The following is a 13,900-nucleotide window of genomic DNA, read 5'->3' as shown; positions in this document are numbered from 1 at the left end:
CTGGGATCGCTATGAGCAACAGCAAACATGACAGGCGAAGAGAGTGGGGAATCATCATATTTTTCAATACGCTATGGACATTCCTGACGCTCGCTGGAGTTTCGCTTAGCGGATTTCAGGCGCGCTATTCCTCACTTCCTTCGCCAATGTTTTCAAATGGCCTTGCATTTCTTCGGGATATGCACGGCGTCGGGTAGCGCTCCCCTGATGATCATCGCAGCCTCATATGGGGCTGCCAGTCCTTTCGGCTCCAGTGGCCAGTCGCCGTTGTTCGCGCAGAAACGGTGAAAGATAGCCGCGGACATATTGGGGAGGATAGGCGACGTTCTCGCCGAGGGTTGCAGCAGCAAGCCATGGCCAATGGGGATCGTGCAGCATGGCGCGGGCGAGCGCGATGAAATCGGCATCCTCGCGCGCCAAGATCGCCTCGGCCGTATTCGGGTTGAAGATCATGCCCATCGCCATGGTGGGCAACCCGGACGCCTGCCGCAGCTGCGATGCGAAAGCAGTCTGGTAGCCTTCGGAAAGCGGAATGGATTGTTTCGGCGAAGTTCCGCCCGAAGATGCCGCGATATAGTCGCAACCGCGCTTGGCCAGTTCGCTGGCGAAGACGGCCGCATCGCCGGCCTGCCAACCGCCTTCGACCCAGTCGCACGCCGTCACCCTGACGCCCATTGGTCTGGCTGCCGGCCAGGCGGCGCGCATGGCCTCGAACGTCTCCAGCGGATAGCGCATGCGCCCTTCCATGCTCCCGCCATAACCATCGTCGCGACGATTGGACAGCGGAGAGAGGAAGCTGTGCAGGAGATAGCCATGCGCGATATGGACCTCTATGAGGTCGAACCCCACGCGTTGGGCGCGCCGGACGGCCTCCACATGCGCCTCCAACGTGGTCTGAAGGTCTTCCCCGTCCATTGCTCGGGGCGGAGGCCAGCCATCGGCGAAGGGAAGCGCGCTCGGAGCCACAGTAGTCCAGGCGTTCTCCTCGACGGTCAGTGGGCGACCGCGATCGATCCAGGGAAGGCGCGCGGAGCCCTTTCTTCCGGAATGCGAAAGCTGAATACCGACCTTGGCGTCGGTTCGTTCCCGGACGAACGTAATGATCCGCGTCAGAGCTTCCTCGTGGGCATCGGCATACAGGCCCAGACACCCCTGAGTGATGCGTCCGCGCGGTTCCACATGCGTCGCCTCAAGTATGACGAGCCCAGCCCCGGACAGGGCGAGGCTTCCATAATGCACCAGATGCCAGTCGGTGGCGGTTCCGTCCACGGCACTATACTGACACATCGGTGACACGACGATCCGGTTGGCGAGATCGAGGTCCCGGAGCCTGGCAGGCGTAAACAGGAGCGCGGCCATGATCAGTCGGGATTTCGCTTGTCGGTCATGACGAGGGCTTCCACAGGGCCGCGGCCGTCACGCCCGAGCCTGACAACCGCGTCATGGAGCCGATCGACGTCGAACTCCCGATCTACCGCAGCAATGAGACCGCTCGCCTTGGCCTTGACGTCTTCGATTGACATCGGCCGTGCCGGCGTTCCGATGCTGTCCAGCACCGTGGCCGAGCGCGTCGTCCCGTCGGCGAAAGTCATATCGACAGCCGTGCCGAAATGCTCGGGGAAATGACGCTCTATCTCCGCGTCGGCGCTGGCTTCGACCCTGTCGGCCACGGCAAGGATGCCGGGATGATCGAGGCGGTCCTCACGGTAGGCATCATAGCGCCTCGGACCGAAGACAAGGGTGGCGCCAACCACGAAAGGCAGGCTGTACTGCGCCGCCATCACGGAGCTTGGCCGGCGAAGCATGTGCTGGTCCGGAATAGCCTGGGGTCCCCGCACGTGAATGCCGCGGATGCTGTCGACATCGGCAGCATAGCCGTCGGTGACCTCGCCCAGTCCGTCGATCAGCGAGTGGAACAGGCGGCAGCACGAATAGGGTTTGAGGCTGATCCGGTTGATCTCGAGCGGAGCGCCCGCGGCCTTTTCGAGCTTCTCGGGGGCGGGATGTCGTCCGTAGAGACGGATATAGCCGTATTTGCCGTCGAGCGCGCGCTGCGGCGCGCTGAGGCCCGCCGCTGCCAACTCGGCGGCAAGCACGCCGTTCATCGCCGCATAACCCGCATGACACCGCTTCACCATCGTGCCGGCGGGCTCGTCGGAAAACTGCATCGAGCCACCGGTCAGGGAAAGCGTATGCCCCCATGCTGTAAGCATGCCCTCGGTTCCAAGCCCGTAGAGCCGCGCCGCCGCGGCAGCAGCGCCGAAGCCGCCAAGGACGGCCGTTGGGTGGAAACCCGCTTCCATTCCCTCAGGCGCGTTTGCAGCCATTCCGATCCGCGCCATCGCCTCGTAGCCGGCGACGATGGCGGCCAGCAGATCCTCGCCGCCGGCGCCCGACTGGGCAGCGGCGGCGAACGCCGCGCTGATCACCACGCCGCCTGGATGGCTGGTCGAGGCATCGTGGGTGTCATCGAGTTCGTAACCGTGAGCGGTCGCCCCGTTGACGAGGGCCGCGATATGGGCGCTCACACGCATGCGCGAGCCGAGGACACCCGCTCTTCCCGTGGCCTCAAAACGTCCGGCCCATTCGCGCAGTGCCCTCGCCCAAGGCAGGTCGCAGCCGCCGAAGGCGACGCCCATGTAATCGAGGATCAACTTCTGCGTCTGCGCGACATCCTGCTCCGACAGATCGGCGTATCGCAGCGCGGTCAGCTCCTCGGCCAGGCTTCTCGATCGGTCTTTTGGGCTAGTCATCGGCTTTCTCCTCCACAGGTTCGATTGCGCGCCGCGACCCTGTGCAGCGCAAGCGCGCAACACAGGCACCCCGCCGCAGCGAAGGCGGCGATGAGCACTGCAGTATGGGTGTAGAGGCCGATCCGGCTGTGAGCGATCGCGAAGGCGCTGGGCCCGAGCAACGCGCCGGCGAAGGTAAAGGCAAACGCTCCGCCGATCGCACGGCCGGCCGATTCCGGAGGTGCCAGATGCACGGTCTCGCCAACGAACACGCCGTTCCAGCCTGCTCCGGCAACACCGAGCAGACTCAGCACGAGATAGATGAAGGCGATCGCCCATGCACGGGTCATGAAGATTAGCGGCAGGATACTCGCGAGCGCCAGGCAGTAGGCCGTAAAGAGCACGCGCAAGCCCGTTCCGGTAAGATCTGCAAGCGCTCCCCATGCCAATCGACCGAATACCGCTGCGAGTTGAAACACCGAAAGAGCTATGCCTGCGGCCACAAGGCCGAGTTGCACGTCCTCGACCAGAAGCGTGACGAGATAGGTCGTCAGCGTGAACTGCACCGCGGCGAAAAAGAAGGCCGACAGGGTTATCCAGCGCAGGATGGGGTGGTTCCATACGAGGGAGAGATCGCGAAAAGGGTTCTTTGTCAGTTGAACCGTGCGGTCGCGCCTTGCGTCGAAGCGGGGGGCGAGCGGCTGAACGAGAAACATCATGAGAAGAGACAGGCAGGCGCAAACGACGAGCGCAGCGCGCCAGCCATATTCGAGCGTCACGGGCGGGCCCACCAGCCCCGCGACGATCCCGCCGAGCGGCACGGCGGTCTGCTTGATCGAGAACAACGTGCCCCTGTTGCGCGGCGTCGCTACGATATCGAGCATGTTGACGGACGGCGGGTTGATGAGACCGTAGCCCATGCCGATGAGCAGCGACGCCACCACGAGCGCCATCAGATGAGGCGTGGTGGCCAGCACGAGTCCGACGATACCGAGAAGAAGCCCTGACTGGGCCGTGCGCACCGGACCCCACATGGTCGACAACGATCCCGCGATCACCGACATGGCCATGGCACCGAGATAGACGATGCTGACCTGATAACCGATCAAAGCAGCCGGCACGGAGATGGAAGCTGCGATCTCCGGCGCTATCGCAGGCATTATGAACAGGCTGTTGGCCGCCAAGGTCTGCATGCCGGTGGTCGCGGCGAGCACGACCAGCATCAGATAGACGGGCCGGGTCTTCATGCTCCCTCCGCGGCAGGTTCGAGGAGCGGAAGAAGTTCGTCGATGCGTGGCGTAAGGTGGATGTTCAGCAGCGCTTCGGCGGCGGCGTGGCTTCGCGTCTCGCCCAGCACCGGCGAGGCGAGATCCATAAACTTGGCCGCGACCGCCTCGTCGGAAAGAGGATGCCGCGCGGAACCGCTGGGCTCGTCGACGAAGCGTTCGAACGCACGCCCATCCTTGAGGATGACGGTGACGCGCGCAGACCTTAGCGACGGATAGGTCGCCTGGCACTCGACATCGACCGATACGCTTACCAGCCGGGCGAAGGCGTTGGTCTTCGGATCGGCGCGCGCCGCGGCGCCGAACGCCTCCACCGTCACCTTACCGTGCCTCATCGCGGCGGCGACACAGAACTGATAGCTGAGTTGAGCCGAGGCCATGTCGTTCCAGCCGCCCCTGGCATGCTTGGCGGCAATCTCGTAGGTGGCGGAGCGGACTTCCGCAATCGCTTCAGCCTCGACGGATTCCGATATAGTCACATCCAGAACGGCATCGATTGCGGGATGGATGTGACGGCAGCAGGCATACGGCTTCATGTAGCAGCGTGTGACGTTCAGAGGCGTCTCACCCATACGGGGCCATATCTCGTCGGCGAAGGACGCCGCAACAGGCTGTCCCGAATAAGCCTGAAAAAAACCGTCCTGTCCCTCGATCACGTGGCGCGGGCCTGTCATGCCGCGCTCGGCCAGCAACGCAGCCATCAGCCCTTCGCGCGCTGCCAATCCTGCGTGGAGCCGTTTAATCTCGCCGCCGCCTTCAAGAAAGGCGAAAAGTCCCGCAGCCGAACTCGCGGCAATGCCCATCGCCTGCTCTATCGTCGACGCGTCCTGTCCGCGAAGCGAGCCGACGGCACATGCTGCCGCGAAAACGCCCACGATCGGGGTGTTGTGGAAACCTCGTTCTCGAGATGCGGGGTGAATGGCTTCGGCGAGCCGGGTCGAAACCTCATAGCCGACGGCCAGCGCCGTCATGAGCCTGCGCCCGTCGACATCGCTGCCGGCGGCAGCGGCGAGAAGCGCAGGAACGACGACGCAGCCGGGATGCACCGAGCCGGCGCGATAGCCGTCGTCCACCTCGAGACCATGCGCGGCAGCACCGCCGAGCCACGCCGCCGTCAGGCTGTCATAGCGCTCCCGCTGTCCTGGAACCGCAACGCGGCCGGAACCGACAATGTCGCGGGCGAAGCCGGCGGCGATCCGCGAAACATCGCTGGAGGCGCCGGCCACACAGGCGCCGACCGTATCAAGGAGGTGTCGTGCGCAACTGCACCTCTCGATCTGCGACAGATGTTCATATCGCACGCCAGCGCTGAACGCGGCCAATTGCTGTGTCGGGCTGCCGGAAGCGGCGCTCATGACGCAGGATCTCCGATCACGAAGAGCGCATCGAGAGCGACGACTCCCTCGCCTTCCGGCTTGACCAGAACGGGATTGATTTCGGCCTCGATCACGCGAGCATTCTCGACGCATGCCAGACGCGACATCGACACCACCACCGCAGCAAGCGCCTCGACATCGCCAAGCGGCAACGAACGGTAGCCTCGTATCGCCGCGAATGCGCGCACCTCGCCGATCATCTCCATCGCTTCCTGCCGGTCGACCGGGGCCGGCCTCAGCACGATGTCGCGGTAGATCTCGGCAAGCACGCCGCCGGCGCCGACCGTGATGATCGGCCCGACGGCGGGATCGATCCTGAAGCCCACGATAGCTTCCGCCAGACCGGTTTCCTGCGCCTCGATCCTTACCGCTTCCAGAACCGCGTCGGGCCGTCGCTGCCTCACACGCCGCACCATGGCGCCGCAGGCTTCCGCGAGCTCGACCGCGCTTCGCGCGCCGATGATCACCCCGCCGGCTTCCGTCTTGTGGGGTATGTCGGATGAAACGATCTTCGCAACCGCGGGGTATGAGAGACGGATCGGCATGTCCTCTGCCATATAGGCGTCCATTGCGGGGATCGTGACGCCTGCGGGCGACGGCGCGCCAAAGGCGGCGGCCACTTTCAGCGATGCCTCTAAGGGGAGCTGCCCCGCGCCGAACCCGGAAAGGTCTGGCATCGGGATCGCATCGCCCTTCCTGGCCCGTATCACCGGCGGACGCCGCCGCAAGGCGGCCGACAACGCGTCCGCACAGGTCTCCGGAGACCGGAACGTCGCTACGCCGGCAGCCCTGAGCCTGCGATGCGACTCTTCGGCCTGAGGCGTGATGAACACGGCAAGCGGCTTGCCGATGCGGTGCGAGAGGTCGATGATCGGCTGCACGGCCCGATCGGGGCGAAACTCCGCCGAAGAACCCACCACGGCCACCACTGCATCGCAATGGGGCGAATCGCGAAGGGCTTCCAGGACCGCGCCATAGCGATCGGCCCGGGCGCCGGCGAGCGTGAGATCGATCAGGGGCGAATCCGAAATCGTGATGCCCCGCCCGGCGACAAGGTCGATGAAGGCCCGGTCCGGAGCAACCACATCGACGTTGCGCTCCGCGAGCGCATCCACCACGAGGCCGCCGCCGCCGCCCGTCGTACTCATCACGGCGACGCGGCCACCGCGCGCCGGCTTGCATCCGGTGACGAGCGCCGGCGCTTCCAACAGCGTTTCGATCTGATCAACCCGCATGATGCCAATATCGGCCAGGAAGGCGTCGATGGCCGCGCCGTCGGAGGACAGCGCTCCCGTGTGTGACATCGCGAGTTTTTCTCCAACCGCGCTGCGCCCCAACCTGAATGCGATGATCGGCTTGCCCTTCTCGTGGGCGCGTATCGCCATCGCACGCATGCAATCGGCATCGCGCACCGTCTCCAGAAAAAGGAGGATCGCGTCGGTGTCATCATCCTCCACGAGCATGGCACCGATCTCGCCGACGCCCAGATCGGCCTCGTTGCCGACCGACACCATCTTGGAGAAGCCGATCGAGCGGCCGGCCGCCCGGGAAACCAGCGCTCCAAGCAGGCTTCCGCTTTGTGTTACCAGAGCCAGGCGGCCCTTCGGCAGCGTGGGTATCGAAAAGACCTCGTTGGCGGTGACCGCGACGCCGTCTACGAAATTGACCATCCCTAGGCTGTTCGGTCCGACAAGGCGGACGCCGCCTCGACGCGCCTCGGCCAGCATTTCTTCCTGCAGTCGCTGACCTTGCTCTCCCACTTCGCTGAAGCCGGCGCTGAGAATGACGGCGACGCGGACGCCCGCGGACGCGCAATCGCGAATGGCTGCGGGAACCATGGGCGCAGGCAGCATGATGAAGGCCTGATCGATCGTTTCGCCGACAGCCGCCACGCTGGGGTGACAGAGAAGATCGCCGATCGTTTTCCTGTTCGGATTGATCGGAAAGATACGACCCGTATAGCCGTGCTGCGCCAAGTACTGCAGCGGCAGCGATGTATGCTTGGAAGGGTCCGAAGACGCTCCCACGAGGGCTATGCTGCGGGGGGAAAAGAGGGCGCCCGCCACGCCGCCGTCCATTTTCATGCCCTGTTTTCCTCCACCCGCGGCAGGCGCTGCGGGAAGCTCCTTTCGAAGACGTGTTCGGCGATGCGGTTGAGGAGTATCTCGACCGTTCCACCCGCGATCATCCAACCGCGGGTGCGTCGGAAGCAGTATTCGACAAGCGTTTCCTCGCTGTAGCCCAGGCCACCGAGAATTTGCATCGCCTCATTGGCCGCCTCGAAGCCTGCTCGGTTGCACGCAACCTTGGCGATGGCCGTCTCTTCGGGGGAAGGCAAGCCGCGGTCGGCGTTCGCGGCCGCGCGATAGAGCAGCAGCTGCGCCGAATCGAGCTGGATCTTCATGTTGGCGAATTTCCATTGCAGGCCCTGGAATTCCGCGAGCTGGCGGCCGAACTGCTTGCGCACCAGCGCATGCCCGCGCGCGATTTCGTATGCGTGCCGGCCCAGCGCCAGCGCGCGCGAGCTGTTGCCCAGGCGCTCGACGTTGAACGCCGAGATCTGCTTCTTGAATCCTCCCGGACCGAGCACGACGTCTTCCCTCGGAACCCAGACGTTCTCGAAATAGAGGCTGTTCCAGTCTTCCCCCGACAGGAAGCGCGAGCGCTTGCCGAAGCTGAAACCTTCGGCGCCCCGCCTGACGATCACCGATCCTATGCCGTCGATGCCGGGACCGAAACGCACATAGACGAGAAACATCGTGGCGTGAACGCCGTGCGTGGTGAAGACCTTCGAGCCGTTGACGAGATAGCCGTCGCCGTCCGGCGTGGCCGTAGTGGTGAGTTCGGTCACCGCCGAACCCGCGTCGCCCTCGGTCATCGCGACCGAAATGACTTCCTCTCCGGTCAGCAGCGGTCTGAGAAAGCGCTCCTTCTGGGAAGGGCTGCCGAATTGTGAAAGGACGCGGATCGCGCCGAAGTTTCCGGCCTGGATCACATCCGCACTGCGGGGGCAGATCGAGGCTATCTGTTCGATCGCGATGACGGCATCGGTCAGCGACCCGCCCTGGCCGCCGTCGGCCGGATCGATGGTTATCCCGAGCAGGCCGTTCCGGGCCATGAGCCGGGCGACATCCCATGGATAGTCGTCGCTGTGGGCCCGTTCCAGCGCCCCGGCCGCGAGCTCCCTTTCCGCCAGGGACCGAACCTGATCCCTGAGGATGTTCTGTTCCTCGGAGAGATTGAAATCCATCACGATCCCGTTCTCGCGTCCTCGCCCCGCGACGGGGCGATCTGTCCGCGTTCGTTGTTGAGGCCGAGCTCGGCCAGAATTGCGTCGTTGTGCTCGCCCAGCGCGGGGGCCGCGCTGCGCTCCGGGCGGGCCAGCCCCGCCCGTGCAAGCGGGTTAGCAAGGACCGGCGTGCTCCCGGCATCGTCCTGCGCGATGATGCCGCGCTGCCTGTTGTGCGGGTCGGAGACCGCCTCGTCGGCGGTGGCGACCGCCGCGACAGGCAGGCCGAGCGACCCCATGACGGCGTCGATTTCGGCGGCGGTTTTGGCGGCGCACCATGATGCTATCGCCGAACGGAATTCCTCGCCGCGCGCGCCATGGCTCGAATGGCGCTGTTCGGGACGTTCGTCTTCGGAAGCCAGATCCGGCCGGCCGATCGCCCCGCAGAATGCCCGCCACAGGCGCGCCTCGAGAAGGCACACCGCCGCGGTGCGGCCGTCGACGGTCGGATAGATGGCATAGCGGGGATTGACGCCCCATACCTCGATCCTCGGTTCCCCCGGAAAGCCCGCCGCCCGAGCAAGACCCGGCCCGAGCGCGATCGCGCCCATCGCAACCAGGCTGTCAGCCATGGAGATGTCGAGATGGCGACCCTCCCCGCTTGCGTCTCGTTGGCGCAGCGCCGCCAGAACGGCAATCGTTGCCATGGACGCGGCAGAATAGTCGCCCGCCTGGAAATGCGGCAGCGAGCCCGGTTGCGGCGAGAGGATGCCGCTGGTTGCCTGAATGATGAGATCATGCCCTGGCACGCTGGAACGGGGCCCGTCCTGGCCATAGCCGGAGATGGAGCAGTAGATGACGTCCGGTCGCAAGGCGCGGGCATCCCGATAACCCACTCCGAGCCGATCAGCGGTGCCAACGCTGAACGATTCGAAGACGATGTCGCTGAGCCCGAACAGCCGGCGGATGACCGCCTTGGACGGCTCAGCGCGAAGGTCGAGGGCCAGAGAGCGTTTGCCGCCATTCACCGAACGGAAATAGACGCTGGTGTCGCCGGCCATGGGCGGATTGTGGCGGCTGGGATCGCCGCCTTCCACATGCTCGATCTTGATGACGTCCGCGCCCATGTCCGCAAGCATCTGTGTCGCCCAAGGACCGGGGAGAAGCCGGCTGAAATCCAGCACCCGCACGCCGTCGAGCGGCAGACCCGCATCCGAAACCCGACCGGTCATAACCTAGCGTCCCCGGAAGCTGGCCGGCCGCTTTTCCAGGAAGGCCCCGATCCCCTCGAGCCGGTCCTCCGTGCCGTAAATCGTTGTGACGAGGAAGGTCTCGAACTCGATGGACGAGGCGAGGTCCATCTGCATGCCGCGGTGAACCGCCCGCTTGACGAAGGCGAGGGAAAGAGGCGCGCGCTGCTCATAGACCTTCACCATTGCCTTGGCCTCGGCCAGGGCCCCGCCCTTCGGCGTCAGACGATTGATCAGCCCGATCCGATAGGCCTCCGCGGCGTCGATGGGTTCGGCTGCGAACATAATCTCAAGCGCGCGGGCCGGTCCCACGATGCGGGGCAGCCGTTGTGTGCCGCCTGCACCTGCGACCGTGCCGATCTTGGACGATGTGATCGCGAAGCTGGAGCCTTCCGCGGCGACCCTCAGATCACAGGCCAGCGCGAGTTCGAGGCCACCCGTCATGCAGAACCCCTCGATGGCTGCAATGACCGGCTTGCGCAACGTCTCGAGCGCCTCATTGAGCGCGTGCCATTTGTTGAAGTAGGCAACGCCCTCAGCCGCGCCCTTGATCGCGCGGGCCTCGTTGAGATCGGCGCCTGCGGAAAAATAGGCGTCACCACCAGTCAGAATGACGGCGCGAACATTTTCGTCGGCCTCGGCCTCACGGCAAGCCGCGATGATTTCCGACATTGCCTGCGTGCTGACCGCGTTGCGGCGTTCCGGGCGATTGAACGTTATGATCGCAGCAGCCGCATCCCGTTCGACACGTATGGTCTGATAGCTCATTGACGAAGCTCCCTGGTATGAAAGTCTGAAATCAGCGCGTTTACCGCCTCGGCAGCTTCGAACTGTGTCCAGTGCCCCGCGCCGGGCACGATATCGATGCGAATATCGGGCCGTGCCGAGCGACACTGCTCCGCGCGAGCGGCCACGGATGGATAAGCGATCCGGTCGTTCTTGCCCCAGATGATCTGGACAGGAGCCGTCGTCTGCGCGAGGTCGGGCGGCGTTGAGAAACGGAAACTCACGCAGCGGCTGTCGAACCGTGAACCGCGGATGTTGGCAAGCTGTATGTCCACTGCGTCATCAGACGGGTCAGGGGTTTTTGCCATCATCCAGACGCCGAGATTGTGGGCGACCACCTTCCGGATTTCGTCCTCGGTCGCCGCGCCGCGCGGCATGGGTTCCAGCTGGATGGACCGTCCGACCGGCTCTCCGAAGCCGCCGGGTCCGATGAGCGTGACGCGCTTTACCCTATCGCCCAGCCGGCGGGCCGTTGCCGAGGCAACGGCTCCGCCGAAGCTGAATCCCACGAGATGAAGTTCTCCGGGGACTGCGGCCGCTTGGGAGGCGATCCAGTCGAGATAGTCGTCCGGCGACATGCCTTCCGGCACATCCGGTGACAATCCATAGCCGGGGAGATCGAAGGCCAGCACCCGGAAATGCTCTGCAAGAGCCGGCACGTTGCGCGCAAAATGCCGGTGCGATCCGGTGCCGCCATGGAAAAGCAGCATCGGCGGGCCATCGCCGCGCGTTTCGCGAAACAGGTCCATCAGCGTCGAAGCGACGGCCTCAAGCGGCATCGGAACCCTCCTCGATCTCCTTGCCGAGGTACGATTCGATGACAAGCGGATTCGAGATGACCTCTTGAGGCGATCCGTCGACGATTTTCTCGCCGAAGTTCAACACCATCACCCGTTGCGAGAGCTGCATGATGACATGCACGAGATGCTCGATCATGCAGATGGTCACACCGTCGGCATGGATATGTTTCAGCACGACGATCAGTTCGTCGATCTCGCCGCGCGTAAGTCCCGCCATCACCTCGTCGAGCAGCAGGAGTTGCGGTCCGGTCGCAAGTGCGCGCGCGAGCTCGAGCTTCTTCTTGTTGCCGATCGTAAGCGCCGATGCAGGTAGATCGCGCAGCTCCCACAGACCGGTAAGCTCGAGCGGACGCTGGGCAAGACGCCGACCTTCCGCGACGCTGTGCCGTTCCGGCCGCGCAAACAGAGCCCCGGTGGCCACATTGTCCAGCACGGTCATCTCGGCGAATGGCCGCACCACCTGAAAGGTGCGGCCGATACCCATGCGACACATCCGATAAGGCGGCGTGCCGCTGATCTCCCGCCCCTTGAAGGAAATCGTTCCCTCCGTAGGCGTGAGATAGCCCGTAATGAGATTGAGCAGCGTTGTCTTGCCGGCTCCATTGGGGCCGATGATCCCCAGGAACTCCTTTTCCTCGACGAATTGATTGAGATTATTGACAGCGAACAGACCGCCAAAACGCTTCGTCAATCCCTTGATCTCAAGCATCGCCACGCTCCCCTTGACGGGTCTTTGTATCGCTTCCGATGAAGGCCTCGCGAACAAGTTGCGATTCACGCAATTCGGGGGTCGGCGCCGCGTAGACGATCGTTCCGTGCGAGATGACATAGCCCCGGTCCGCCACGCTGAGCGCTGCTCGCGTGTTCTGCTCGACAAGCAGAATCGTGGTCTTGGACTTCGCGACCTCCCTGATCGCCGCGAAGACAAGCTGCACGATCTTGGGCGCGAGACCCAGCGACGGCTCGTCCAGCAGCAGCAACTTCGGGCCCGCCATCAGCGCGCGGCCGATGGCAAGCATCTGCTGTTCGCCGCCCGACATCAGCCCCGCCTTCTGGGAACGGCGCTCGACGAGGCGCGGGAAGAGGGAGTAGACCTCCTCCAGCCTGGACGCCCGCCTTTCGCGGGCGCGGGTGTTGTAAGAACCGAGGACGAGATTCTCCTCGACTGTCAGGTTCGGAAACACCTTGCGGCCCTCCGGGGAAAGGGCGAGGCCGGCCTCGACCCTCTCATGGGTGGACATCGCCAGCAGGTCCTTGCCGGCGAATACGGCCGTGCCGGCCATGGCCGGGATGAGGCCAGTGAGCACGGACATGGTCGTCGTCTTTCCCGCGCCATTCGAGCCGAGCAGACAGACGACCTCGCCTTCCGCCACATCGATACTGATGTCCGAGAGAGCGATCGCACCGCTATACCCGGCTTTCAGATTGCGGATGGATAGCAGCGCGCTCATCCTTTCACCTCCGCCCGCCCGGCGGCGGATGCCACTGCGGCCTCCCGGCGCTTGCGCGTCGCCGAACGATTGAGGAAGCTGCGCACAGTGCCCCAGATTCCCGCCGGCATGAACAGGATGCCGACGATCAGGACCAAGCCATAGATCAGCTGGCTGAAGCCTTCCTGCTGGCCGAAGAAGATGCGGGATGCTTCGGCGAGACCGACGATCGCGAAGGAGCCGATAATCGGCCCGACCAGCGTATGCACGCCACCGAGGATGGGAGCGATCTGCGACAGGATGGTGAAATGCAGCGTGAACGCGACCTCGGGATCAAGATAGCCGCCATACCATGCATTTATGCCGCCAGCGCAGGAGGCCATGGCCCCCGAGATGGCCAGAAGTACTATCCGATAGGTATATGGTCGGATACCTAGCATCTGGGCGGCTGGCTCATTGTTGCGCATCGCTCGGCATGCGAAGTGAAAACGCGAGCGCGACAGAACGACGGAGACGACGACCGCGATCACGGCGCCGACGCACCCGACCACATAGAGCAAGGTTGTCGAGGGCCGCAGCGCCTGGTTAAGGAAGAGACCAACGGCACCGTTGGTAATCTCCGGCATCATGAAGGCCGATATCCGCAGGCCTTCAGACAGCGCCAACGTCGAGATCGCGAAGAAGATTCCGCGCAGCCGACCGGTAGCAACCGCGAGAAAGAGGCCGAGCAGGCTGCCGAACACCATGGAGACGATCAGGCTGAGATAGATGGGCAGGCCCCAGGCGTTGGCGCTGAGTATCGCAGCATAGCTTCCAACGCCCCAGAAGGCGGAATGGCCGAGAGAAATCAGGCCGGCATTCGCCATCAGGTTCCAGCTGATCGCGAGCATCATCAGCGTCGAGATACGGAACATCCAGTCGCCGACCTGAGGTCCGCTGAGGAGCGTCACGCCGAGGAAGACAATTGCGGAAATGACGACGAGTGAGGTCTGGTTGATTGCGGTCATCGTC

Annotated in this window: 12 protein-coding genes; all 12 read right to left on the bottom strand. The window is 64.2% G+C overall.

Annotated features, from left to right (window positions below; all coding sequences use genetic code 11):
* Window positions 1–222: 222 nt before the first annotated feature.
* The 12 genes from M9945_RS03930 to M9945_RS03875 are packed head-to-tail and all read right to left on the bottom strand — an operon-like array spanning window position 223 to window position 13,896.
* On the bottom strand, window positions 223–1,359 hold the full coding sequence (locus tag M9945_RS03930; RefSeq protein ID WP_367928499.1) for an NADH:flavin oxidoreductase/NADH oxidase: 1,137 nt from the start codon (window positions 1,357–1,359) through the stop codon (window positions 223–225).
* Between the two features lie 2 nt (window positions 1,360–1,361).
* Window positions 1,362–2,753: an MmgE/PrpD family protein gene (locus M9945_RS03925; RefSeq protein ID WP_367943488.1), complete on the bottom strand. Its 1,392-nt coding sequence runs from the start codon at window positions 2,751–2,753 to the stop codon at window positions 1,362–1,364.
* Window positions 2,750–3,979: an MFS transporter gene (locus M9945_RS03920; RefSeq protein ID WP_367943487.1), complete on the bottom strand. Its 1,230-nt coding sequence runs from the start codon at window positions 3,977–3,979 to the stop codon at window positions 2,750–2,752. Before M9945_RS03920 ends, M9945_RS03925 begins: the two co-directional genes overlap by 4 nt.
* Window positions 3,976–5,373, bottom strand: coding sequence for an MmgE/PrpD family protein (locus tag M9945_RS03915; RefSeq protein WP_367943486.1), 1,398 nt, complete (start codon window positions 5,371–5,373; stop codon window positions 3,976–3,978). Before M9945_RS03915 ends, M9945_RS03920 begins: the two co-directional genes overlap by 4 nt.
* Window positions 5,370–7,478: an acetate--CoA ligase family protein gene (locus M9945_RS03910; protein ID WP_367943485.1), complete on the bottom strand. Its 2,109-nt coding sequence runs from the start codon at window positions 7,476–7,478 to the stop codon at window positions 5,370–5,372. Before M9945_RS03910 ends, M9945_RS03915 begins: the two co-directional genes overlap by 4 nt.
* Entirely contained in the window at window positions 7,475–8,644 is a 1,170-nt protein-coding gene (locus M9945_RS03905; protein ID WP_367943484.1) for an acyl-CoA dehydrogenase family protein, read from the bottom strand. The genes M9945_RS03910 and M9945_RS03905 overlap by 4 nt, the downstream gene beginning before the upstream one ends.
* A complete protein-coding gene (locus M9945_RS03900) occupies window positions 8,644–9,855 on the bottom strand; it encodes a CaiB/BaiF CoA transferase family protein (RefSeq protein ID WP_367943483.1) in 1,212 nt (403 codons plus the stop codon). The genes M9945_RS03905 and M9945_RS03900 overlap by 1 nt, the downstream gene beginning before the upstream one ends.
* A 3-nt stretch (window positions 9,856–9,858) precedes the next feature.
* Window positions 9,859–10,641 (bottom strand): enoyl-CoA hydratase/isomerase family protein, encoded by a 783-nt coding sequence (locus M9945_RS03895; RefSeq protein ID WP_367943482.1) that lies wholly within the window; start codon window positions 10,639–10,641, stop codon window positions 9,859–9,861.
* Window positions 10,638–11,438 (bottom strand): alpha/beta fold hydrolase, encoded by an 801-nt coding sequence (locus tag M9945_RS03890; protein WP_367943481.1) that lies wholly within the window; start codon window positions 11,436–11,438, stop codon window positions 10,638–10,640. Before M9945_RS03890 ends, M9945_RS03895 begins: the two co-directional genes overlap by 4 nt.
* Window positions 11,428–12,168, bottom strand: a complete 741-nt coding sequence (locus M9945_RS03885) for an ABC transporter ATP-binding protein (RefSeq protein ID WP_367928490.1) — start codon at window positions 12,166–12,168, stop codon at window positions 11,428–11,430. Before M9945_RS03885 ends, M9945_RS03890 begins: the two co-directional genes overlap by 11 nt.
* On the bottom strand, window positions 12,161–12,910 hold the full coding sequence (locus tag M9945_RS03880) for an ABC transporter ATP-binding protein (RefSeq protein ID WP_367928489.1): 750 nt from the start codon (window positions 12,908–12,910) through the stop codon (window positions 12,161–12,163). Before M9945_RS03880 ends, M9945_RS03885 begins: the two co-directional genes overlap by 8 nt.
* Window positions 12,907–13,896 (bottom strand): branched-chain amino acid ABC transporter permease, encoded by a 990-nt coding sequence (locus tag M9945_RS03875; RefSeq protein WP_367943480.1) that lies wholly within the window; start codon window positions 13,894–13,896, stop codon window positions 12,907–12,909. Before M9945_RS03875 ends, M9945_RS03880 begins: the two co-directional genes overlap by 4 nt.
* Between the last annotated feature and the right edge of the window lie 4 nt (window positions 13,897–13,900).

The organism is Aquamicrobium sp. (assembly GCF_023954335.1).
In the GTDB taxonomy this organism is placed as follows: Bacteria; Pseudomonadota; Alphaproteobacteria; order Rhizobiales; family Rhizobiaceae; genus Aerobium.
The sequence above is the reverse complement of the archived record's forward strand: the minus strand, read 5'-3'. Positions and strand labels throughout refer to the sequence as shown.

Bases quoted from the DNA above. Each gene is read 5' to 3' on its own strand.
- M9945_RS03930 (WP_367928499.1), bottom strand. From the start codon at position 1,359: ATGGCCGCGCTCCTGTTTACGCCTGCCAGGCTCCGGGACCTCGATCTC.
- M9945_RS03925 (WP_367943488.1), bottom strand. From the start codon at position 2,753: ATGACTAGCCCAAAAGACCGATCGAGAAGCCTGGCCGAGGAGCTGACC.
- M9945_RS03920 (WP_367943487.1), bottom strand. From the start codon at position 3,979: ATGAAGACCCGGCCCGTCTATCTGATGCTGGTCGTGCTCGCCGCGACC.
- M9945_RS03915 (WP_367943486.1), bottom strand. From the start codon at position 5,373: ATGAGCGCCGCTTCCGGCAGCCCGACACAGCAATTGGCCGCGTTCAGC.
- M9945_RS03910 (WP_367943485.1), bottom strand. From the start codon at position 7,478: ATGAAAATGGACGGCGGCGTGGCGGGCGCCCTCTTTTCCCCCCGCAGC.
- M9945_RS03905 (WP_367943484.1), bottom strand. From the start codon at position 8,644: ATGGATTTCAATCTCTCCGAGGAACAGAACATCCTCAGGGATCAGGTT.
- M9945_RS03900 (WP_367943483.1), bottom strand. From the start codon at position 9,855: ATGACCGGTCGGGTTTCGGATGCGGGTCTGCCGCTCGACGGCGTGCGG.
- M9945_RS03895 (WP_367943482.1), bottom strand. From the start codon at position 10,641: ATGAGCTATCAGACCATACGTGTCGAACGGGATGCGGCTGCTGCGATC.
- M9945_RS03890 (WP_367943481.1), bottom strand. From the start codon at position 11,438: ATGCCGCTTGAGGCCGTCGCTTCGACGCTGATGGACCTGTTTCGCGAA.
- M9945_RS03885 (WP_367928490.1), bottom strand. From the start codon at position 12,168: ATGCTTGAGATCAAGGGATTGACGAAGCGTTTTGGCGGTCTGTTCGCT.
- M9945_RS03880 (WP_367928489.1), bottom strand. From the start codon at position 12,910: ATGAGCGCGCTGCTATCCATCCGCAATCTGAAAGCCGGGTATAGCGGT.
- M9945_RS03875 (WP_367943480.1), bottom strand. From the start codon at position 13,896: ATGACCGCAATCAACCAGACCTCACTCGTCGTCATTTCCGCAATTGTC.